The following is a 20800-nucleotide window of genomic DNA, read 5'->3' as shown; positions in this document are numbered from 1 at the left end:
GCTTAAAGGAAGAATGAGCGGAGAATGGTCGCCGCTACGATGAGGAAAATACAAGCCCCAAACCACGACGCCGCAGTCTTGCTTGTATCGGGGTCACCGCTACTGAATTTGTTGTACACCTTTACGCCACCGATTAACCCGACCACAGCCCCAATCGCATAGATTAATTGGGTCGCAGGGTCGAAATAGGAGGTCACCATCTGCGTGGCTTCGGTGATACCTGCCGAGCCGTTGCCCTGTGCGAACACACCGAATGCCGACAGGAACGCAACGCCTGTCAGCAACACTTTTTTGCTTTGTTTTTCCATGATTTAACTGAATTAAATTGTTACTAATTCCCACCTCGTGTGGGCTTTCGCAACAAAAGTCTTATGGAAATCGAAGCGTTATGGGAAACTGGAAATCAGCGGAATTAATTGGCAGTGAGTGGCGGAGTTATAACAAGACAGTATGATAAATTACCATTATAAAGACAGACTTTTCTACCTAAGTTGAATCTCAATCAAATGTATGTGTATGTCAAAATGTCGTTACTAAGGTTGTTTTTACGCCTGTTTGACATGAGACTGAATTAATGACAAGAAAAACCCCCAAAAAATAGCGATGGCAACGATTTTGATAGTGATAAATTGGACTAACTGTGTGTTATAAATCAATTGTTTACATTATATTTTGTTAGGGTGTTTAGACCTTATGTTGTTAGAACCGTAGATTATGAATCCTGTCTAATACTAAACTCTTCTCCCACATTTTATACTGCTATTACGTCCTATTTAATTTTAAGAATGAAATTCAAGGGTTACCCCGATTAATGCTCGCGGTCGGTTGTAACTTGATTTAGTGCGAGCCAAAATTATATATATTGCGTATGATAGAACAATTACAAATTGATTTTCTGCCAGTAGACAGTGGCGAAAAAAGTGGAGATGCTATCGCATTCCGGTACGGGGATTTTTCAGAACGTTCCCGTTATCAGGTTGTGGTCATCGATGGCGGAACTAAGGATTCCGGTAACAGGCTCGTTGAGCATATTCAGAAACTCTACGATACTAATCACGTAGACCTTGTCGTATGTACACATCCTGATGCAGACCATGCTTCGGGTCTTCGACAAATTATGAATCAGTGTTCGGTAGGAGAACTATGGATACACAAACCTTGGGAACATTCACCTCATATTTGTGACCTCTTTCATGATGGCCGGATTACAGACAATAGTCTAAGTGAGAGGCTACAGAAAGCGTACACTTATGCTTATGAACTTGTACAGCTTGCGGAGGAAAAAGGTATTGATGTGCGTGAGCCATTTGCAGGAAGAACGAGTGAAGATGGTGTAATTACAGTTTTAGGCCCCAGTATAGACTACTACAGGGAGCTTATTCCTGGCTTTGCAAGGAGTCCTCAACCAAAAGGAATTCTTGAGAAAGCCTTTAGCTCATTCGAAAAAGCAATCACATGGGTACAGGAGGCACTTGATATCGAAACGTTAAGTGAAGATGGTGAAACATCTGCGGAGAATCGTTCAAGTGCAGTTTTACTTGTTCGCTTTGCAAACAAAAAATTTCTGTTCACCGGAGACTCTGGGATAGAGTCTCTTAAAAATGTGATAGATTTCGCAAACGAACAGTATATAGATATTTCCCATGTCGACTTTTTTCAGATTCCTCATCATGGAAGTAAGAGAAATATTTCGCCGTCAATACTTAATAGCATTCGTTGTACTACTGCATATGCTTCAGCTTCTAAGGACGCTCCTAAGCATCCAGCGAGAAAAGTAACTAATGCGTTGTTAAGACGAAATGCTAAAGTTTATAAGACGAATGGCAACATTCTTGTTCATCAGCACAATTCATCAAGACAAGGTTGGGGGCCTGCAGAAGCTGTACCATTTTATAACGAAGTTGAAGAATAATATATGGATAGATACAGTTTAACTGCGAGGGTTTATCCCATGATACTTTTCTACTTGCCCTTAAGCGTAATGTTAGTGGTTACTGTATGGGATTTCCAACAGTATTACCACTATGGCATACCTGTAGGGCTTATTGGGGTACTTGCTTACTTAACATCACATCTTGGTCGGGATGCCGGAAAAAAAAAGGAAGCAGATATTTGGCGTGATTGGGGTGGTGCGCCTACTACACAGTTGTTTCGTTGGCGTGATGCACACTTGGATAGACATACCAAAACGAGAAACCATTTAAAGATGGAACAATTGTGTCCTACAGGAGACAGTGTTGATGAACAGTTTGAAAGACTGAATCCTGATGATGCAGATGAAGTTTACCGTGCTTGGACAAAATTTGTTATCGGGAACACTCGTGATATAAACAAGTATGCACTCATTTTTAGAGAAAATATGGGATACGGATTTCGTAGAAACTTATTAGGACTTAAGCCTTATGCCATAGCTTTAATAATATCACTGATTTTAGCTACTTACGGTTTTTTTGTGTATACCAGTGGAGTATGGACAGTGGGTCAATTTCCCGAGATATTCTTTATCGCTGAAATATTCTTAATTGTTATCCTAATATTTTGGATAATAAGGGTTACGAAACAATGGGTCAAGCTAACTGCATTCGCCTATGCTGAACGTCTACATGAGGCTATAGAAACTTTATAAGATAAAGCACTTCAGGATGAATTGAATCCTGAAGTGCTTTTTAAAAAACAAAGGGAAGCTGTCTTTTCAGACAAACTCCCCAATGTCGAAATCCTCTAAATCACTTTTCCGCAAATCGGGAGAACTGAAATCCGTTCCGGCGGAGAGGCTCTTGTCCAACAACTCTGCAATCTTCCGTGAAGCCCCATCCATTGAGTTTTCGAGCAGACTTAACAATTCCGTTCCCTGTAATCGCTGAACTATATCCACCGCTTTCTGTTGCTGGGCAGGTTCAAGTGTATCTTGCTCCAACCATGCCCCCACGGTTGTCAGTTCATCAAAGGTAACCCCTGTGGCAAACTCATTGTCGCTGTCCTCAAACCCGTATTCATCCCATTCGTCTTCCTCATTTTCAAAATCGGACATACTCCCGAAAACTTCATCCGGCTCTCCCTCAATCTGCGGATTTTCCAATCCAAAACCTATCCCGTAGGTTTCTGTTCCAAAATTATCAGCTATCCCGTCACGTTCGCCCGATTGTCTCTTTGTGGCATCCGGTGGCAAGGTGTGGCGTTCCACAGGCTTGGGAAGCCCCATAATATCCGGCAGGTCGGGGCTTTTCTTTTTCGGTTTTATTTCCCTGCGGACGTTCTTATGGATGACCACCTTATCTTTCAGCAAAAGGATAATGACGATGATAAGGCATATTACAATCAATGTTTCCATAGCTATAATATTGGCTTTTGGTTTCGGGCATGGATTGTATTTATTTCCTCGCCGAAATCCTCAAAGTGGTGTTTCAATACACTGTTCGGGTAATCGGTAAGCGTAATATCTCCCTCTCCGAGAATACAGACGATACGGGATAATTTCTTGTGGAAATCGGGGCAGATATATACCGACTTTCCGCACCGTGCGACAACTCCGGTCGGTCTTAAAAAAGCCGACTTATATCGGGCTATTTGCAGTACCTTTTTAGGTTCGTTTTGCTGTTGCTTTTTCATAATCGAATATTTTAAAAAATGGGTTTAAACTTATTGTTGAAATCATCGGTGATGGCTTTCTCGAACTGTTCAAAATGATGTTCGAGAATATTGTCCAAATAAGCGTACAGGGGTATTTTATCCTCGCCGATAACCTGCACGATACGGGAAAGCCGTTCGTGGTAATTCTGCCGGATGTAGATGCTCTTATCACCACGGCGTGTCATGGTGTGGCTGTTGAGAAACCGCTCGCCATAGCCCGTATCGGAAATCCTCTTTTGTCGGGTACGCTCTTTGGCTACGGGCTTTTCCATTGGCGTTTCCTTTGTCGGCTCTGCGCTCGGCTCTTGGGGGGCTACCGCCTGTTGGGGCTTCTTTGTTTCACCTGCCATAATGGACATGAGATATGCCTCGTCAATCGGGGCATTCGGCTTTTTCTTGTTTTCATTCTCCATAGCGGTTACAGTTTGACGGTTCTTAAAAATTCACTGATGAACAAATCCAAGCCGGAGGCTTTCATCAATCTTTTGTCGGGAGGTAACAGCGTGGAGCGGAAGACGGTCTTTGCCGTTGCCTCGCTCTCCTTGCGGAAGCGTTTGCTATCGGCAATGCGTGTTTCCATTGCTTGCAGTCCGACCTCGTTAATGACGTTGCCGTAGATTTCGTACAGTTGCGATTTTTCCCTGCCATCGACCATGTTCCAAAACAGCCGTATGGTTTCGATGGAGGTCTGACCTTGTTTCATAAGGACATTGGTCAGTACATCGGTAAAGCTCAATGTGCTTTCCATGACCACACGGTCTGCCGTGATGGGCGAAAAGATATGGTGCATTCCTGCCAGTGTGTTCAGCAAACCCGAAGTGTTCACCGTTCCGGTCAAATCAAAGAAAACCACATCCACGGGAACGGTCGAGGACTGTACGAATGCTTCCGCATCCGTTAGGGCATTGTCAGCCTTGCTTTGCAGTACCGGATAGGCTTTCTTGTTGATGGTGGAAAATTGGCGGTGCGCCAGTTTTTTCAGCACCTCGTTTTGCATGACCGCTTTCAAATCCCGTTCCCTCATTTGGCAGATGCTGTGCTGTGGATAATCGCAGTCAAAGACGGCTACATGATAACCCATTTGGTAATGAAGTATGCTTGCCATAACCGTTGTAAACGTGCTTTTCCCAACGCCCCCTTTTTGGCTTGAAAAAGCAATGAATTTTGTCCTGTTTGTTGCTTCCATTTCTATTCTATTTTTAAGTTTCTATTTCCGTGGACTGCCTGCCATCCGGCGTGAAACAGGGCTGTCATCCCTCCGGCGTGAAACAGGGCTGTCATCCCTGCACACCGTCCGGCAGTCTTGATACAATCCCGTCTGTCGGGCTTGCCATCGTTCGTTCAATCAGCCGTGCCGTCATTCCGGCTTTCACACGGGCAAGACCGATGGCTTGTCTGTCGTCCTGCCTGTTGGAATGGCTACCGGATAGTTTTCATGCCGTCCGGTATTCCTGCCTGCCATGCGGAACGCCGTCATGTGTTCCGGCATTCCTGCGCTCCGTCTTTCACAACTGCCATCGGGAGCGGATGCCTGCAAACAGGCTTGCGTGACTGATAGCGCAAAGAAGCAGGTTATTCCGTTCCATTGATTTAAAGCGGTAATCCACGGCATTTTTTGGCAATGTTTGGTCGTGACGGATAGGTCAATGCTTTGAAAAAGCTACCCTTACTTTGTAAGGGCTTAAATGCAAGGGGTGAATGGAAAAATCATTGGAGTATGGACGTTATGGGCGGAACGGCACAAAGCCGTTTTTTTCCGCTTTATCCAATCCGCATCCGCCGATAGGCGGACGGATTTTCTGTTCACCCGAACAGAGCAAGTTATGTTTTGAGATGCTCGAAATAAATTCCCGCACCTCAAAACCACTTGCTCCGCCAGTTGGCGGAGAGCTTTTAAAACACCCTCCGAAGTCGGGGTTTATGTTAATTAACTAAAGTTGAGCTTGCTGAAGCTCGGTTATTAATGGATTTAGATATGGAAGACAACAAAAGAAACCGAAAAAACAAAGTTGGTCGCAAGCCTAAGAAAGACCCTGCCATCCACCGTTATTCGATTAGTCTCAACGACACGGAAAATGCACAGTTCCTTACACTGTTCGAGCAATCGGGAATGAAAGTAATGGCGCATTTCATTACAGCCTGCATCTTTCAGAAGCCAATCAAGACTGTAAAAATTGATATGGATGCAGTCGATTTTCATACGAGGCTCACCAATTTTTACAGCCAGTTTAGAGTGGTCGGCGTGAATTACAACCAAATCGTGAAGATACTTTACCGCAATTTCTCGGAGAAAAAGGCATCGGCTTACCTCTTTAAACTGGAAAAGCAGACGGCAGAAATGGCGGAATTGTGCCGGAAAGTGATTGAGCTAACACAGGAATTTGAAAGAGAACACCTGCAAAAACACGGATAGGATGATAGCAAAAATTGGAAAGGGTGAGAATTTATACGGGGCTATCTCCTATAACCAAAAGAAGATTGACAGTGAAAACGGGCAGGTTTTGTTACTAAATAGAATACCCGAAACATTAGACAATACCTATTCGACCAGTTACCTGCACCAGTGTTTTGAGCCGTATCTGTCCGCAAATATCAGAACGGAAAAGCCAGTGCGCCACATATCGCTGAACCCCGATCCTGCGGATAGGGTCAGCGATGGGCAGTTCGTAAAAATGGCGCAGGAGTATATGGAGCGTATGGGGTATGGCAAGCAACCTTATATCGTTTTTAAGCATACCGATATTGAACGTACCCATATCCATATCGTAACGGTCTGTGTGGGTTTGGACGGGAAAAAGCTACCGGACAGTTACGACCATCCACGTTCGATGGCAATCTGTCGGGATTTGGAACAAACGTACAATCTTATACCTGCCACGGAAAAACAGCGTACTGGAAACGAGCAGGTATTCCGTCCGGTGGATTACAGAGCCGGAGACGTTAAGAGCCAAATCGCATCGGTGGTGCGACACCTGCCGAAGTATTACAGTTACGCAAGCCTCGGAGCGTACAACGCTTTGCTATCGCTTTTCAATATCACGGCGGATGAAGTCAAAGGGGAACTGCACGGACAGCCTAAGAACGGTCTTGTCTATTTTGCATTGAACGAACAGGGAGAGAAAGCGAGCAATCCTTTTAAAGCATCCCTTTTCGGTAAACAGGCAGGACTGGACGAACTGCAAAACCAATTTGCACAGGCTAAGGGGAAAATGAAAGCCGACCCCACAAGAGCCGTACTGAAAAGCACCATTGAAGTAGCGATGCACACCGCCACTAATGAAGCCGATTTTAAAAAGCAACTGTTGGAGCAGGGCATTAATACCGTGGTACGGCGCAACGATGAGGGGCGTATATATGGTATGACTTTTATAGACCACGAAAGCCGTACCGTTTGGAACGGTTCAGCTTTGGGCAAAAACCTATCGGCTAATGTCTTTAATGATTGGTGGAACGGGCAGGCGGTCGGGCAACGCCAAGAAACTGAAAAAGCAACCGCACAAAATCAGTCATCGACCACAGGCAACACCGTAGAGAAAGAGGAAGCCCATGCACTTTTTAACTTCCTAAATAAAGAACAGCAGACCGATGATTTGTTGATAGACGGATTGGGTGGGCTACTACCGGAGGCACAGGGCGAAGACTACGAGGAACAGGAATTTGCCAACCGTATGAAGAAAAAGAAGAAACACCGAAAACGGGGAAGACAACAATAGCTTTTTTGACCATCAAAGACCAGGATTAACATCTTGGTCTTTGTGGTTTTTAAAGTTACTGTCAAACTAAGCCACCAAAAGCCATCCGACCCCCCTTTGTATAAGTGCTTTTAAATAGCCTCTAAATTCCCTACACTAATTTTTTTTGTTATGCAAGGAGAAGACGATTTGAGAGGATTAGCCAAAATCATGGCTTTTATGCGTGCCGTAAGTATTCTTTTGGTACTGATGCACTTTTATTGGTTCTGTTACGGGTTCTTTGCCGAACGTGGATGGACACTGGAAATTATCGGTAAGATACTGACCAATTTCAACCATACCGCAGGACTTTTTTCGCACACGCTTTACACCAAGATTTTTGCCTTGCTGATGTTGGCGTTAAGCTGTCTCGGCACTAAGGGCGTAAAGAATGAAAAGATAACATGGGCTAAGATTTACACCGCCTTAGTTATCGGCTTTGTGCTGTTCTTTCTGAACACGCCATTGTTAAAGCTGTCGGCAGGTGTTGCCACCTCGCTTTACATCCTTACAACGAGTTTGGGTTATATAGCCTTGCTCATGGCAGGGGTATGGATGAGCCGACTACTCCGCAATAATCTGATGGACGATGTTTTCAATAATGAAAACGAGAGTTTCCAACAGGAAACCCGTCTGATAGAAAATGAATACTCGGTCAATCTTCCCACAAGGTTTTATTACAAAGGCAAGTGGAACAATGGATGGGTTAATATCGTAAACCCTTTTCGGGCTTCGATTGTACTTGGTACTCCCGGCTCCGGAAAATCCTACGCCATCGTAAACAACTACATCAAGCAACACATCGAAAAGGGGTTTGCGATGTATATCTACGATTTCAAGTTTGACGACCTTTCCACGATTGCCTACAACCATTTGCTGAAACACTCCGATAAGTATAAGGTAAAACCCAAGTTTTATGTTATCAACTTTGACGACCCACGCCGTAGCCACCGATGCAATCCGCTAAGCCCTGCCTTTATGACGGATATATCCGATGCCTACGAAGCCTCTTATACCATCATGCTTAACCTTAACAGGTCGTGGATTTTTAAGCAAGGGGATTTTTTCGTGGAAAGCCCAATTATACTGCTTGCCTCAATCATTTGGTTTCTGAAAATCTATGATGATGGAAAGTATTGCACGTTTCCCCATGCTATTGAATTGCTGAATAAAAAATACGCAGACGTATTTACGTTATTGACCTCATATCCCGAACTTGAAAACTACCTGTCGGCTTTCATGGATGCGTGGCAGGGCGGAGCACAAGACCAGTTGCAGGGGCAGATAGCATCGGCAAAAATACCATTGTCACGGATGATTTCGCCACAGCTTTATTGGGTGATGACGGGTGATGATTTTTCACTGGACATCAACAACCCACAAGAGCCGAAAATCTTGTGCATGGGTAATAACCCCGACCGTCAAAATATCTATTCCTCCGCTTTGGGATTGTACAATTCGAGGATTGTAAAACTCATCAATAAGAAAGATAAGTTAAAGAGTTCGGTTATCATAGACGAGTTGCCCACAATATATTTCAGGGGATTAGATAACCTTATCGCAACGGCACGTAGCAATAAGGTGGCAGTATGCTTAGGCTTTCAAGACTATTCGCAATTGATAAGGGATTATGGCGACAAGGAAAGCAAGGTCATCCAAAATACCGTAGGCAATATTTTCTCTGGTCAAGTGGTGGGTGAAACAGCCAAAAACCTAAGTGAGCGTTTTGGGAAAGTGTTGCAGAAAAGGCAAAGCATGACTATCAACCGTAATGACAAATCTACTTCTATATCCACGCAATTGGACAGCCTTATTCCGGCTTCCAAAATATCTACGTTGACACAGGGAATGTTCGTGGGGTCTGTTTCAGACAATTTTGATGAACGTATCGAGCAGAAAATATTTCATGCTGAAATCGTGGTGGATAACGAAAAGGTTTCTGCCGAAACCAAAGCCTATAAGAAGATACCACAGATATTATCCTTTGCCGATGAAAACGGCAACAACAATATGAAACAGGTCATTGAAGCCAATTACAGGCAGGTCAAAGCGGACGTTGTTCATATTGTGGAAAGCGAAATGAAGCGGATTAAGAGCGACCCCGATTTACAGCATTTGGTGCAACAGGAATAATTTTTTTATAAATTTCTTGTGTGATTAAAAGATGCATCGTAATATTGCGATATAAAAGAAAAGTTATGGGGCTTACCAAATCAGAAATATTTTCGGACGAACAGAATAAGCTGTCTTCACTATTTAAGGTTTTGGCACATCCGGCAAGGATTGCTATACTTCAATATATAATCAATCAAAAAGCCTGTATTTGTAATGATTTGGTTGAGGAATTAGGTTTGGCACAGGCAACCATTTCACAGCATTTAAAAGAGTTAAAGAATATCGGTATCATACAGGGAACTATTGAGGGTAAATCTGTTTGCTATTGCATTGATGAAAATATATGGAAAGAAATTCAAGCCGAATTGAACACTTTTTTTAATCAAAATGTACAAGTTACCAAGTGCTGTACGTAGTGTTTTTTTTAGCATTTAACATCGTTATATTGCAATATTAAGTTTACTATTTCATTTTTTAAATTCAGTTATTATGAAACTATCAAAAATCAAAGAAATCTTGCCAACATTGGACAATGTTGAATTTCAATTAGAGAACGGAACATTTGTTCCCGAACATTTCCACGTTACGGAAATAGGGCAAATCACTAAACATTTTATTGATTGCGGTGGTGTAGTCCGTATAGAGAAAGCGGTAAACTTTCAACTGTGGGATGCCAACGACTATGAACACAGGTTAAAGCCCGCCAAACTATTGAACATTATCAAGCTATCAGAAGAAAAACTGGGAATGGAAGATGCCGAAATCGAAGTAGAATATCAAAGCGAAACGATTGGCAAATTTGACTTAGACTTTGACGGTCAACATTTCATCCTAAAGAACAAACAGACGGCTTGTTTGGCAAGCGATGCCTGTGGCATTCCTGCCGAGAAGCAAAAAATAAACTTATCAGAACTGAACAGCACTTGTTGTACACCTAATTCGGGATGTTGCTAAACACTAAAAACAAATCGTAATGTATAAAAATTTAGCTGAAACCATAAACGGGATTATTGACGTCCAAACCGTAAAAGAGGAACGTAAAACCACACTGCAACCGCTGATAGATTTTGTACGGCAAAAAGCAAACAGCGGTGAGGATATAAACCTCAATTTTATCTGTACCCATAATTCACGAAGAAGCCATTTAGCACAGGTATGGGCGCAGTTGGCAAGTGCATACTTCAATATCCCGAACGTACATTGTTATTCGGGCGGTACAGAAGAAACAGCACTATTCCCGAAAGTGGCGGAAACATTGACCAATCAAGGTTTTCATATTTTCAAGATTGCGGAAACCGATAATCCTGTATATGCGATAAAATACAGCGATAATGCTTTGCCAGTCATTGGGTTTTCAAAAAAATACGATAGTCCTTTCAACCCTGCATCGGCATTTGTCGCCATTATGACCTGTTCGCAGGCGGACGGTGGATGCCCATTCATTGCCGGAGCGGAAAAGAGAATACCCATCACATTTGAAGACCCCAAGATTTCGGACGGCTCACCCGAACAGGCACAGGTATATGCTGAAAGGAGTTTGCAGATAGCGCAGGAAATGTTCTATGTTTTTTCAATGATTAAAAGTTAGCCGATGCAACCAAAACTAAAATTTCTTGACCGTTACCTAACGTTATGGATATTCCTTGCAATGGCGACAGGAATAGTATTAGGGTATTTCTTTCCGAGCATTTCCAATGTTACAAATGCCTTATCCGTAGGCACTACCAATATTCCTTTGGCGATAGGGCTTATATTGATGATGTACCCACCTTTGGCTAAGGTGGATTATTCATTGTTGCCCAAAGCATTTAAAGACACGCAAGTAATCGGCATATCTTTATTACTGAATTGGGTAATCGGTACAGTATTGATGTTTGGTTTAGCCGTTTTGTTTTTACGAAACGAACCCGATTATATGACGGGTTTAATATTAATCGGTTTGGCAAGATGTATCGCTATGGTCATAGTATGGAGCGACTTGGCGAAAGGGAATAGAGAATATACGGCATTATTAGTCGCATTGAACAGTATCTTTCAGATAATAAGTTACAGCTTCTTTGTTTGGCTATTTATTAACGTATTACCCAATAAATTAGGCTTAGCCAATTTCAATGTAAGCGTATCAATGAAAGATGTAACCGAAAGCGTATTGATATACTTAGGTATTCCTTTCTTAGCAGGTTTTATAAGTCGTTACGCACTTGTAAAGTCAAAAGGTATAGAATGGTATAACCGCAAATTCGTTCCCAAAATATCACCCATTACATTATATGCTTTATTGTTCACCATAGTATTGATGTTCAGTCTGAAAGGTGATAAAATATTGGAGTTGCCAATGGATGTAGTAAAAGTAGCTATACCGCTTATCATCTATTTTGTACTGATGTTTTTCGTGAGCTTCTTTATCAGCAAATTCTTAAATGTTCCTTACGACAAAAACGCATCCATCGCATTTACAGCCACAGGAAATAATTTTGAATTGGCAATAGCCGTAGCAATAGCTGTTTTTGGCATTCATTCACCACAGGCTTTTGTGGGCGTAATCGGCCCACTGGTGGAAGTTCCGGTACTGATACTATTGGTACGAGCAAGTTTGTGGTTAAAGGGAAAGTATTACACATAGAAAAGGTTTTTTTTAAGGGATGAAATAAGAGTAGAGATTTGAAAACTAATTTTTTTTACCTTTGCATAATGAAATATTTATCATTCATATTAGCTTTAATGGTGTTGGTGTTATCAACAGCACCTTGCTTTATGGTAGATAAATGCCTTGACCTCGCATACCAAACATCAGATAGTCAAGAACAAGACAACGATGATTGCGGGATGGATTGTTGCTCCCCTTTTTCTAAATGTAATACCTGTACGGGGTTTGTAATAACGTCATTTTATTTTTCAATTGCTAACTCTTTCCAATTACCTGAAAAGAAATTAGGAGTAATAACTACGTCACCTATTTCTGACTTCCCCTATTCTATTTGGCATCCACCACAAATCGCTTAATGTATAGTGCTTCGGCACAAGTTAGTTAGTAACGATGCTTTGCATCGTAATTGTTTATTTCTTCACATTAAGCATCATTTTTACAATGAAAAAAATACTCATTGTGTCATTTTTCATGGCACTAAACCTTTGTGTATATGCACAAAATACATTAACCGCTGTCGTAAAAAGCAGTGGAACGAAAGAACCTTTAATTGGCGTAACGGCATCTATAAAAGGCACTTCAATTGGAGCAACATCTAACGAGAACGGGCAAATTACATTATTCAATATTCCTAATGGATTACAGGAAATACATTTTAGTTATATAGGCTTCAATGAACGTATTGATACATTAGAATTTCCATTAAAGGACACCAGTGTTATTGAAATCCTACTCAAAGAAAGTTCAGAGGAGTTAGACGAAATTGTCATATCCTCTACCAGAAGCACGAGAAGCATACAAAATATTCCTACCCGTATTGAATTTATCGGAGGTGAAGAATTGGACGAAAAAGGAAATATGAAAGCAGGGGATATTCGTATGCTTTTGAGCGAGAGTACAGGTATTCATGTCCAAACTACCTCACCCACAAGTGCCAATGCAAGTATTCGTATTCAAGGACTTGACGGGCGATATACGCAAATTTTAAAAGACGGTTTCCCGATTTATTCCGGTGCTTCAAGTGGGTTAGGTTTGTTGCAAATTCCACCGCTTGACTTAAAGCAGGTTGAAGTTATTAAGGGTTCAACATCTACGCTGTACGGTGGTGGAGCAATAGCAGGCTTGGTAAACTTAATTTCCAAGACACCAACGGAAGAAAGGGATTTGCGTTTTCATTTAAACGGAACATCGGGCAGAGGATTGGACATCAACGGTTTTTACGGACAAAAGTTTAATAAAATCGGAACAACAATATTCGCTTCGCACAACCGAAACGTAGCTTACGACCCTGCACAAATCGGACTTTCTGCCATTCCCCAATTTGAAAGGTATGTATTGAACCCCAAGTTATTTGTTTACTTCAATGATAAAACTAAAATGAACTTTGGCATCAACGCCACCATTGAAAACCGTTTGGGTGGCGACATGCTTTATATAAAGGGCAAAGCGGACAACACACACCAGTTTTTCGAGGAAAACAAAACACAGCGTTATTCCACACAATTTGTTTTTGACCATACAGTAAATGAAAACAGTTTTGTCCAAGTCAAAAACAGCGTAAGTTATTTTAACCGTAATACAGCTATTCCCAATTACGAGTTTGAGGGAACGCAAACAGCCACTTTTACGGAAGCGAGCTATACCCACAGCAAAGAAAAGTCTGAATGGATAACAGGTGTTAATATTTGGACGGATAACTTCAAAGAAAAACAAATTACCTCATTTCCGTTAAGGGATTACAATCAAACGACATTCGGGGCTTTCGTTCAAAATTCTTTTAGGGTTACGGACTGGTTTCAATTGGAAACAGGTTTAAGAACGGATTACGTGGTGGATTACGGGGCTGTTTTTCTACCAAGAGTATCGGCATTGTTCCATATTGCAAACGGATTGACTTCACGCATCGGGGGTGGATTTGGGTATAAAACACCAACCATTTTTACCGAAGAAAGCGAACGCATACAATATCAAAACGTTATGCCTATTGATGATAATACCAATAAATTAGAAAAGAGCTACGGTGCAAATGCAGACATCAATTACCGCACGAATATGGGCGATGACTGGACGTTCAGCATCAACCATTTATTCTTTTACACCTATTTAGACAATCCATTGTTGCTTCAAAATATGGCAACAAATACTTATCAGTTTATCAATTCATCGGGTTACATCCATACCAAGGGAACAGAAACCAATGTGAAAATCGGCTATGATGATTTGAAACTATTTTTGGGCTACACATTTACCGATACCCGATTGCTGGAAAACGGAACAAGTACCGAAAATCCATTGACCCCAAAACACCGTGTTAATTCCGTACTGATGTACGAAATAGAGGATAAATGGAAGATTGGTTTGGAAGCCTATTATTTCAGCCCTCAAAAGTTGAATGACGGTACAACTGGAAAGGACTATTGGATGTGTGGCTTTATGGCTGAAAAGATTTGGGAACGGTTCTCTTTGTATATCAACTTTGAAAACTTCCTTGATACAAGGCAGACACGTTTTGACAACATCTATACAGGCACAATAACCAACCCTGTTTTTAGAGACATCTATGCACCGTTGGACGGATTTGTAATTAATGGTGGAATAAAATTTAAACTTTAAAATATGAACAAAACCATATTCAATATTACCAAAATGGATTGCCCCAGTGAGGAGCAATTAATCCGTATGAAATTGCAGGATTTTGATACGGTAAAGTCATTGGAATTTGATATTCCCAATAGGGAATTGAATGTTTATCATAGTGGAAACCCCGAGCCGATTTTATCGGCTTTGGAAACTTTGAACCTAAATACAACGTTGATTTCAACCGAAGAAACTGACGGAGTTATTGAAACGGATACAAGCAATAGACAACGGAGGCTACTTTGGACGGTACTGGTTATCAACTTCGTTTTCTTTGGAGTGGAAATGTTGTTCGGTATTTTTTCCAACTCAATGGGATTGGTAGCGGATAGCTTGGATATGCTTGCCGATAGTATCGTCTACGCTTTGGCTCTGTTTGCTGTAGGGGGTACGGTCGCAAGAAAAAACAACATAGCCAAATTTGCAGGGTACTTCCAAATCTTGTTGGCTGTTATCGGTTTTGTGGAAGTAATAAGACGTTTTTTAGGTTTTGAAAAGATGCCCGATTTTCAAACGATGATTATCGTTTCAGTTTTGGCACTAATGGCAAATGTGCTTTGTCTTTACCTGTTACAAAAGAACAAAAGTAAGGAAGCCCACATGCAGGCAAGTATGATTTTCACATCGAACGATGTCATTATCAATTCGGGCGTTATCGTTGCAGGTCTCTTGGTTCATTGGCTTAATTCAAGCTACCCCGATTTGATTATCGGAGCAATTGTATTTGTAATTGTGGCAAGAGGGGCATATAGGATATTGAAGTTAGTAGAATAAGTCGTTATATTTTCAAGTGATAAGCAAGCTGTTTTAGAAATGCCCTTTTTCCGGCCAATTTTTTATTGTGGTTGGCGAAAAAGGGTATTTTGTAAATCCTGGAAAAGTGGATAGGTGGTTTTGCTCAGATAAGCAAAAAAATCTTAAAAATCACATAAAAAACCAATCTAATTTGTAACTTTGTTGCGTTGAAAAATTATAGAATACATATAGGCATTTTGACATTGTTCTGTTTGGTTTTCTTTATGATGCCAAGTCAGAGCTATGCCTGTTCCAAAAATTCAACAAAGACCGAGCAGTCTTCCTGCTCAAAGGAGAAATCCAAAAAATCAGAACATAAAAAAGGTTGCAAGGGCAAATCCTGTAAAAAATGCAAAAGTGACAAATGCGGGGGCGGCTGTTCACACAGCTCTTGCAGGTGCGGTGCTTCAACCACTTCCCTAAATGTCCCAACCATAATCGAATTAAAGGCAAAAAATCACTTAGCAGCAGTTAAAAAGCAAAAATTCGGTTTCAAAGAAGCCTACTATTCTTCGGGCTTTTTCTCCATTTGGCTACCGCCTAAAATAAGCTAAAACTATGGCCTGATAGCCATAGGTGTGTCCTGTCAGAAGCTGTTCCGGCTTTTGCAAATCCCCTATTTGTATCATTTACTTAAAATTTAAAACAGAAACGGGTTTATCAATCCCCCGTTTCTCAAAATGTAATTATTATGAAATCATTATCAAAAATAGTGATGGTAATCGCCGTGTTACTATCATCAATAAACGGCTTCGCACAAATCAAGAATGCGAAAACAGAAACCGTAAAGATTTACGGCAATTGTGGTATGTGCAAAACCACCATCGAAAAAGCAGGTAACGTAAAAAAGGTAGCCAGCGTGGACTGGAACAAAGATACCAAGATGGCTACGCTCACCTATGACGGCGACAAAACAAATCAGGATGAAATCCTTAAACGTATTGCTTTGGCTGGTTATGACAGTGAGAAGTTCCGTGCGCCGGATGACGTATATGCTAAACTGGCTGGTTGCTGCCAGTATGATAGACCCGTGAAGACGGTTGCCAAAAACAAAGAGGCGGGAATGGACATGAATGCCGGACATGGCAATCACGACCATGGCCAAATGGCAGCATCCGCTAACAAAGATGCAGCCCAAAACCGATCACAGCTAAAAGCTGTATTTGACAACTACTTTTCAGTGAAAGACGCTTTGATAAAAACCGATGCGGCGACCGCATCTGCCAATGCCGCTGAATTGGCCGCATCCCTTAAAGCAGTCGATATGAATAAGCTATCGGCAGAGGAACATACGGCTTGGATGAAAGTAATGCAGGACTTAACGGCCAATGCGGAAAGCATTTCAAAATCAAAAGACGTTGCAAAACAAAGAAGTGATTTTGCGGCACTTTCGGGAAGCATCTACACACTGGCTAAAGTGTCTAAACAGGACACCCCCGTTTATTACCAGCACTGTCCTATGTACAATGGAGGTAAGGGAGCCAATTGGCTAAGTAAAGAGAATGCGGTTAAAAATCCATATTACGGCTCACAGATGCTCACCTGCGGAAGTACGGTCGAAACCATTAAATAACAGGTCTGAAAGCTATGGTACAGTACAATGACATGGTGCAGGCACTTAAAGACCTAAGACAGCGTGGGTACAGTATGGACTTTAGTCTGTTGCCGGACTGCCTTTACTGTGCGTCAAGGAGCCTGAAACTAAAACCGGAGGATTTTACGGTTACGGAAACTCATAGGTTTGAAAGCCTCGACAGCAGTCCTGATAACAATGCCGTAATTTATGCCATATCGTCTAATGATAGTAAGAATAAAGGCGTACTTGTTGATGCCTATGGTACTTATGCCGAAGAAATGACCCATGAGATGGCAAAAAAATTAAGTGCAACATAACTTTTAAAACCCCTTGTTATGAAAAAATATACCTGTCCTATGCACCCACAGGTGCTAAAAGACGAACCGGGCAAATGCCCGCTCTGTGGCATGGCATTGGTTCCCGTTGGCGGTGCGTCAGTTTCTCATGAACACACATCAGAACATGGGCATTCCGGGCATTCTCAACATGGCCATGCTGACGAAAACTTTAATAAACATGAGGGACATCATACAGGTGATTTCCTCACTCGTTTTTGGATAAGCCTTGTCATTACAATCCCTATACTGCTCCTGTCGCACATGATACAGCAATGGTTAGGTTTCTCGCTTGCTTTCAATGGCGATAAATATGTGCTGCTGGCATTGGGTACGGTGATTTATTGCTATGGAGGCTTGCCGTTCCTAAAGGGAATGATTGGCGAGGTGAAAGCCAAAGCCATAGGGATGATGACCCTTGTTGCTATCGCCATATCCGTAGCCTATGTCTATTCCGTAGCCGTTGTATTTGGCTTGCAGGGTATGGATTTCTTTTGGGAACTGGCAACCCTAATTGACATCATGCTGTTAGGGCATTGGCTGGAAATGCGTTCCCAAATGGCTGCATCACGGGCATTACAGTCATTGGTAGCGTTACTGCCCAACGATGTTACCGTGGAACGTGGCGGAGAAGCCGTAAAGATAAAGCTCGAAGACCTGCAAAGCGGTGAAACGGCTATCATAAAACCGGGTGAAAAAATTCCAGCCGACGGATTGGTTCTGGATGGGCTTTCATATATCAACGAGAGTATGCTTACCGGAGAAAGTGTTCCCGTAAAAAAGGAAAAGGACGGAAAGGTCATCGCAGGCTCTATCAATGGCGATGGTGCGCTGAAAGTTAAGGTAACAGCCGTGGGAAAAGAAAGCTACCTGAATCGGGTCATCAATCTTGTGCAGGAGGCACAGGCTACTAAGTCCAATACACAGAACCTTGCGGACAAAGTTGCCAAATGGCTCACCTTTATTGCCATTGCCGTGGGCATAGGCACATTTGCCTATTGGTATGCAAGCAGTGGAGATATTGCCTTTGCGCTTGAAAGAATGGTGACGGTGATGGTAACGGCCTGCCCGCACGCATTGGGCGTGGCTATCCCTTTGGTGGTCGCCATTTCCACAACGCTTTCAGCGACCAATGGTCTGCTCATCCGCAACCGTACGGCATTTGAAACCACCCGTAAGCTATCTACCATCATTTTTGACAAAACCGGAACGCTCACCAAAGGTTCCCATGCCGTGGAAAAGGTTATTCCCTTTACGGACGAATACAATGCCGATGCAGTTATCCAGTATGCTGCCGCAGTACAGCAAAATTCGGAACACCATATCGCGAAAGGCATTATGGCTACATTGAAAGAAAAGAGGCTTGCGTTATGGAAGTCTGAAAACTTCAGCTATATGCAGGGCATAGGTGTTAAAGGTGTTGTGAACGGGAAAAATGTCGTAGCTGGCGGCCCGAATTATTTCACCGAAAACCACCTTTCCCTGCCGGAAATTCCAAACGAAATCAATCAAGAGGCCGAAACGGTCAACTTTGTCCTCATTGATGACCGGGTAATCGGCATCATTACTTTGGCAGACAGCATCCGTGAGGGTTCGGCACAGGCGATTGAGGAACTCAAAAAAATGGGCATCAAGTCCTTTCTGCTCACCGGGGACAACGACAGGATTGCTGCTGCCGTAGCCGGAAAATTGGGTATGGACGGGTATTTGGCTAATGTGCTTCCGCACAACAAGCAGGAGAAAGTAAAGGAGTTTCAGGCAAAAGGCGAAATCGTAGCAATGACTGGTGATGGTGTAAATGATGCACCTGCACTGGCACAGGCAGATGTTGGAATTGCCGTGGGTTCCGGTACGGACGTGGCTGCCGAAACAGCGGATATCATATTGGTAGACAGCGACCCGAGGGATGTGGTCAAACTGATTGACTTCGGCAAACTTACCTACAAAAAGATGGTACAGAACCTGATATGGGCGGTTGGCTACAACGTGGTGGCAATACCGCTTGCGGCAGGCGTACTCTATCCGAATTTTGTTTTAAGTCCCGCTATGGGTGCTGTGCTGATGAGTGTAAGCACCATTGTAGTGGCTATTAACGCAAGTTTTTTAAAAATCAAAAAATAAATAAAAATGAAAAATCTAACATTATCAATCATTGCTGTTATCATAGCATTTGTAACAGTATCATGCAATCAGGCATCCAACAAAAACGAGCAGTCTTCAAGTGATACTGCTGTTGTATCACAAGAACAGTCAGCTTCCCAACCAAAAGAGGATGATACGGTAGCTGCGCACGTTGTGAGTGAAACTCCGAGCGGTCAGGAAGCAAAAGCAACAGGAAAAGAAGAAGCAAAAAACTTTTCTATTGCGCCCATAGTTACCGATTATCTGTCCTTAAAGAACGCCCTTGTTTCGGACGATGACAAAGCTGCCGCCAGTTCAGGGAAAAAGCTGTTAGCTACCCTGAATAAAGTGGACATGAAAGCCGTTCCTGCTGATAAGCACAAAAAGTACATGGACATAGCGGACGATGCTAAAGAACACGCAGAACATATCGGGGAAAATGTCGGCAACATTCACCACCAGCGGGAACATTTGGCCTCGCTTGGCGAAGATTTGAAAGACCTGATTGATTTGTTCGGTACATCGCAAACATTGTATCAGGACCATTGCCCGATGTTCAATGACGGTAAGGGTGCTGTTTGGTTCAGCGAAAACAAGGAAATCAAAAACCCTTACTACGGTTCTAAAATGCTGACCTGCGGTAAGGTGGAAAAAACAATTAACAGCAAATAAATTTCGGGTTATGGAAAATATGCAAAACAGTCACCATGCGGGTCATTCCTCGGAGCATGGCACGCACAATACAAAACATGCTTCGGCCATGTACAAACGCTTTGCGGTGATGGCTGTCGCAATGTTCGCAGTGATGTATTTTATCATGTACGCCATGATTGACGGGTGGCAGAACCTGATACCCAATATCAACAATTTGTACATGACCCTGCTGATGACCTCGGCAATGCTGCTTATCGAATTAGCGATAATGAAAGTAATGTACCCCAACAGGAAGATGAATTGGGCGATAGCCATCATCTCGGTTGCTGTTGGCATCTTTTCATGGTTTGGTATCAGGGAACAAATCAATGTCGGGGACAAGCAGTTTGCAAAGGGTATGATACCCCATCACGCAGCAGCCATATTGATGTCCGAAAAGGCACACCTGACCGACCCGGAACTGATAGAGCTGCAAAAAAATATACTTAAAACCCAAGCGGAAGAAATTGAACTAATGAAGCGCAAGCTAAAAGAGTTTGAAGAAAGTAAATAATAAAAT

The 20800-nt window shown here is 42.4% G+C and carries 23 protein-coding genes; 17 read left to right on the top strand and 6 right to left on the bottom strand.

The genetic code is table 11. From position 1 onward, the window contains the following. Positions 1-2 precede the first annotated feature (2 nt). Positions 3-308 carry a DUF4134 domain-containing protein gene (locus FGL37_RS19370; RefSeq protein ID WP_028069456.1) on the bottom strand — a complete coding sequence of 102 codons (306 nt, stop codon included), beginning with the start codon at positions 306-308 and terminating at the stop codon, positions 3-5. A gap of 560 nt (positions 309-868) precedes the next feature. Here FGL37_RS19370 and FGL37_RS19365 point away from each other — a divergent pair. Both FGL37_RS19365 and FGL37_RS19360 read left to right on the top strand, forming a co-directional pair. Continuing rightward, positions 869-1912, top strand: a complete 1044-nt coding sequence (locus FGL37_RS19365; protein ID WP_028069455.1) for a ComEC/Rec2 family competence protein — start codon at positions 869-871, stop codon at positions 1910-1912. 3 nt (positions 1913-1915) lie between these two features. Next, complete coding sequence (locus FGL37_RS19360; RefSeq protein WP_028069454.1) at positions 1916-2626, top strand: hypothetical protein; 711 nt, start codon at positions 1916-1918, stop codon at positions 2624-2626. A gap of 66 nt (positions 2627-2692) precedes the next feature. Here FGL37_RS19360 and FGL37_RS19355 read toward each other — a convergent pair whose 3' ends face one another. The 5 genes from FGL37_RS19355 to FGL37_RS19335 all read right to left on the bottom strand — a co-directional run bounded on the left by FGL37_RS19355 (position 2693) and on the right by FGL37_RS19335 (position 5242). After that, positions 2693-3331, bottom strand: coding sequence for a hypothetical protein (locus FGL37_RS19355; RefSeq protein WP_028069453.1), 639 nt, complete (start codon positions 3329-3331; stop codon positions 2693-2695). Between the two features lie 2 nt (positions 3332-3333). Further along, positions 3334-3609, bottom strand: coding sequence for a DUF3408 domain-containing protein (locus FGL37_RS19350; protein WP_028069452.1), 276 nt, complete (start codon positions 3607-3609; stop codon positions 3334-3336). Between the two features lie 11 nt (positions 3610-3620). Continuing rightward, the gene (locus FGL37_RS19345; protein WP_028069451.1) at positions 3621-4043 is read right to left on the bottom strand and encodes a DUF3408 domain-containing protein; all 423 of its coding nucleotides are present in this window, start codon (positions 4041-4043) and stop codon (positions 3621-3623) included. Between the two features lie 5 nt (positions 4044-4048). After that, the gene (locus FGL37_RS19340) at positions 4049-4816 is read right to left on the bottom strand and encodes a ParA family protein (protein ID WP_028069450.1); all 768 of its coding nucleotides are present in this window, start codon (positions 4814-4816) and stop codon (positions 4049-4051) included. A 183-nt stretch (positions 4817-4999) separates the two neighbouring features. Further along, on the bottom strand, positions 5000-5242 hold the full coding sequence (locus FGL37_RS19335) for a hypothetical protein (protein WP_028069449.1): 243 nt from the start codon (positions 5240-5242) through the stop codon (positions 5000-5002). A gap of 86 nt (positions 5243-5328) precedes the next feature. Here FGL37_RS19335 and FGL37_RS19330 point away from each other — a divergent pair, with 86 nt between their 5' ends. From FGL37_RS19330 to FGL37_RS19250, 15 genes are all read left to right on the top strand, one after another. Further along, complete coding sequence (locus tag FGL37_RS19330; protein WP_028069448.1) at positions 5329-5565, top strand: hypothetical protein; 237 nt, start codon at positions 5329-5331, stop codon at positions 5563-5565. A 40-nt stretch (positions 5566-5605) separates the two neighbouring features. Continuing rightward, positions 5606-6043, top strand: coding sequence for a conjugal transfer protein MobA (gene mobA / locus FGL37_RS19325; RefSeq protein WP_028069447.1), 438 nt, complete (start codon positions 5606-5608; stop codon positions 6041-6043). A gap of 1 nt (position 6044) precedes the next feature. Further along, positions 6045-7343: a conjugal transfer protein MobB gene (gene mobB, locus FGL37_RS19320; RefSeq protein WP_028069446.1), complete on the top strand. Its 1299-nt coding sequence runs from the start codon at positions 6045-6047 to the stop codon at positions 7341-7343. Positions 7344-7493: 150 nt separating this feature from the next. Continuing rightward, positions 7494-9494, top strand: coding sequence for a conjugal transfer protein MobC (mobC, locus tag FGL37_RS19315; protein ID WP_028069445.1), 2001 nt, complete (start codon positions 7494-7496; stop codon positions 9492-9494). A gap of 65 nt (positions 9495-9559) precedes the next feature. Next, positions 9560-9892, top strand: coding sequence for an ArsR/SmtB family transcription factor (locus FGL37_RS19310; protein ID WP_028069444.1), 333 nt, complete (start codon positions 9560-9562; stop codon positions 9890-9892). Positions 9893-9965: 73 nt separating this feature from the next. After that, positions 9966-10430 carry a DUF6428 family protein gene (locus FGL37_RS19305; protein WP_028069443.1) on the top strand — a complete coding sequence of 155 codons (465 nt, stop codon included), beginning with the start codon at positions 9966-9968 and terminating at the stop codon, positions 10428-10430. A gap of 19 nt (positions 10431-10449) precedes the next feature. Continuing rightward, positions 10450-11064 carry an arsenate-mycothiol transferase ArsC gene (locus FGL37_RS19300; protein WP_028069442.1) on the top strand — a complete coding sequence of 205 codons (615 nt, stop codon included), beginning with the start codon at positions 10450-10452 and terminating at the stop codon, positions 11062-11064. Positions 11065-11067: 3 nt separating this feature from the next. Further along, the gene (gene arsB, locus FGL37_RS19295) at positions 11068-12099 is read left to right on the top strand and encodes an ACR3 family arsenite efflux transporter (RefSeq protein ID WP_028069441.1); all 1032 of its coding nucleotides are present in this window, start codon (positions 11068-11070) and stop codon (positions 12097-12099) included. Between the two features lie 465 nt (positions 12100-12564). Continuing rightward, positions 12565-14736 carry a TonB-dependent receptor gene (locus FGL37_RS19285; RefSeq protein WP_028069440.1) on the top strand — a complete coding sequence of 724 codons (2172 nt, stop codon included), beginning with the start codon at positions 12565-12567 and terminating at the stop codon, positions 14734-14736. Positions 14737-14739: 3 nt separating this feature from the next. Continuing rightward, on the top strand, positions 14740-15534 hold the full coding sequence (locus FGL37_RS19280) for a cation efflux transmembrane domain-containing protein (protein WP_013407368.1): 795 nt from the start codon (positions 14740-14742) through the stop codon (positions 15532-15534). A 712-nt stretch (positions 15535-16246) separates the two neighbouring features. Beyond that, the gene (locus tag FGL37_RS19270; protein ID WP_028069438.1) at positions 16247-17128 is read left to right on the top strand and encodes a DUF3347 domain-containing protein; all 882 of its coding nucleotides are present in this window, start codon (positions 16247-16249) and stop codon (positions 17126-17128) included. Between the two features lie 14 nt (positions 17129-17142). After that, on the top strand, positions 17143-17448 hold the full coding sequence (locus tag FGL37_RS19265) for a hypothetical protein (protein ID WP_028069437.1): 306 nt from the start codon (positions 17143-17145) through the stop codon (positions 17446-17448). Positions 17449-17466: 18 nt separating this feature from the next. Further along, entirely contained in the window at positions 17467-19587 is a 2121-nt protein-coding gene (locus tag FGL37_RS19260) for a heavy metal translocating P-type ATPase (RefSeq protein WP_028069436.1), read from the top strand. A 6-nt stretch (positions 19588-19593) separates the two neighbouring features. Continuing rightward, positions 19594-20259: a DUF3347 domain-containing protein gene (locus tag FGL37_RS19255; RefSeq protein WP_028069435.1), complete on the top strand. Its 666-nt coding sequence runs from the start codon at positions 19594-19596 to the stop codon at positions 20257-20259. 10 nt (positions 20260-20269) lie between these two features. Next, positions 20270-20794 (top strand): DUF305 domain-containing protein, encoded by a 525-nt coding sequence (locus tag FGL37_RS19250; protein ID WP_002993268.1) that lies wholly within the window; start codon positions 20270-20272, stop codon positions 20792-20794. Positions 20795-20800: the final 6 nt, after the last annotated feature.

Source organism: Sphingobacterium thalpophilum, from assembly GCF_901482695.1.
In the GTDB taxonomy this organism is placed as follows: domain Bacteria; phylum Bacteroidota; class Bacteroidia; order Sphingobacteriales; family Sphingobacteriaceae; genus Sphingobacterium; species Sphingobacterium thalpophilum.
The sequence above is the reverse complement of the archived record's forward strand: the minus strand, read 5'-3'. Positions and strand labels throughout refer to the sequence as shown.

Excerpts from the sequence above, each read along its gene's own strand:
- mobA (WP_028069447.1), top strand. The coding sequence starts at position 5,606 with ATGGAAGACAACAAAAGAAACCGAAAAAACAAAGTTGGTCGCAAGCCT.
- FGL37_RS19300 (WP_028069442.1), top strand. The coding sequence starts at position 10,450 with ATGTATAAAAATTTAGCTGAAACCATAAACGGGATTATTGACGTCCAA.
- FGL37_RS19310 (WP_028069444.1), top strand. The coding sequence starts at position 9,560 with ATGGGGCTTACCAAATCAGAAATATTTTCGGACGAACAGAATAAGCTG.
- FGL37_RS19365 (WP_028069455.1), top strand. The coding sequence starts at position 869 with ATGATAGAACAATTACAAATTGATTTTCTGCCAGTAGACAGTGGCGAA.
- FGL37_RS19345 (WP_028069451.1), bottom strand. The coding sequence starts at position 4,043 with ATGGAGAATGAAAACAAGAAAAAGCCGAATGCCCCGATTGACGAGGCA.
- FGL37_RS19355 (WP_028069453.1), bottom strand. The coding sequence starts at position 3,331 with ATGGAAACATTGATTGTAATATGCCTTATCATCGTCATTATCCTTTTG.
- mobC (WP_028069445.1), top strand. The coding sequence starts at position 7,494 with ATGCAAGGAGAAGACGATTTGAGAGGATTAGCCAAAATCATGGCTTTT.
- FGL37_RS19280 (WP_013407368.1), top strand. The coding sequence starts at position 14,740 with ATGAACAAAACCATATTCAATATTACCAAAATGGATTGCCCCAGTGAG.
- FGL37_RS19335 (WP_028069449.1), bottom strand. The coding sequence starts at position 5,242 with ATGCCGTGGATTACCGCTTTAAATCAATGGAACGGAATAACCTGCTTC.
- FGL37_RS19340 (WP_028069450.1), bottom strand. The coding sequence starts at position 4,816 with ATGGAAGCAACAAACAGGACAAAATTCATTGCTTTTTCAAGCCAAAAA.
- FGL37_RS19370 (WP_028069456.1), bottom strand. The coding sequence starts at position 308 with ATGGAAAAACAAAGCAAAAAAGTGTTGCTGACAGGCGTTGCGTTCCTG.
- FGL37_RS19250 (WP_002993268.1), top strand. The coding sequence starts at position 20,270 with ATGGAAAATATGCAAAACAGTCACCATGCGGGTCATTCCTCGGAGCAT.
- FGL37_RS19360 (WP_028069454.1), top strand. The coding sequence starts at position 1,916 with ATGGATAGATACAGTTTAACTGCGAGGGTTTATCCCATGATACTTTTC.
- FGL37_RS19255 (WP_028069435.1), top strand. The coding sequence starts at position 19,594 with ATGAAAAATCTAACATTATCAATCATTGCTGTTATCATAGCATTTGTA.
- FGL37_RS19330 (WP_028069448.1), top strand. The coding sequence starts at position 5,329 with ATGGAAAAATCATTGGAGTATGGACGTTATGGGCGGAACGGCACAAAG.
- FGL37_RS19285 (WP_028069440.1), top strand. The coding sequence starts at position 12,565 with ATGAAAAAAATACTCATTGTGTCATTTTTCATGGCACTAAACCTTTGT.
- FGL37_RS19270 (WP_028069438.1), top strand. The coding sequence starts at position 16,247 with ATGAAATCATTATCAAAAATAGTGATGGTAATCGCCGTGTTACTATCA.
- FGL37_RS19305 (WP_028069443.1), top strand. The coding sequence starts at position 9,966 with ATGAAACTATCAAAAATCAAAGAAATCTTGCCAACATTGGACAATGTT.
- FGL37_RS19350 (WP_028069452.1), bottom strand. The coding sequence starts at position 3,609 with ATGAAAAAGCAACAGCAAAACGAACCTAAAAAGGTACTGCAAATAGCC.
- FGL37_RS19260 (WP_028069436.1), top strand. The coding sequence starts at position 17,467 with ATGAAAAAATATACCTGTCCTATGCACCCACAGGTGCTAAAAGACGAA.
- mobB (WP_028069446.1), top strand. The coding sequence starts at position 6,045 with ATGATAGCAAAAATTGGAAAGGGTGAGAATTTATACGGGGCTATCTCC.
- arsB (WP_028069441.1), top strand. The coding sequence starts at position 11,068 with ATGCAACCAAAACTAAAATTTCTTGACCGTTACCTAACGTTATGGATA.
- FGL37_RS19265 (WP_028069437.1), top strand. The coding sequence starts at position 17,143 with ATGGTACAGTACAATGACATGGTGCAGGCACTTAAAGACCTAAGACAG.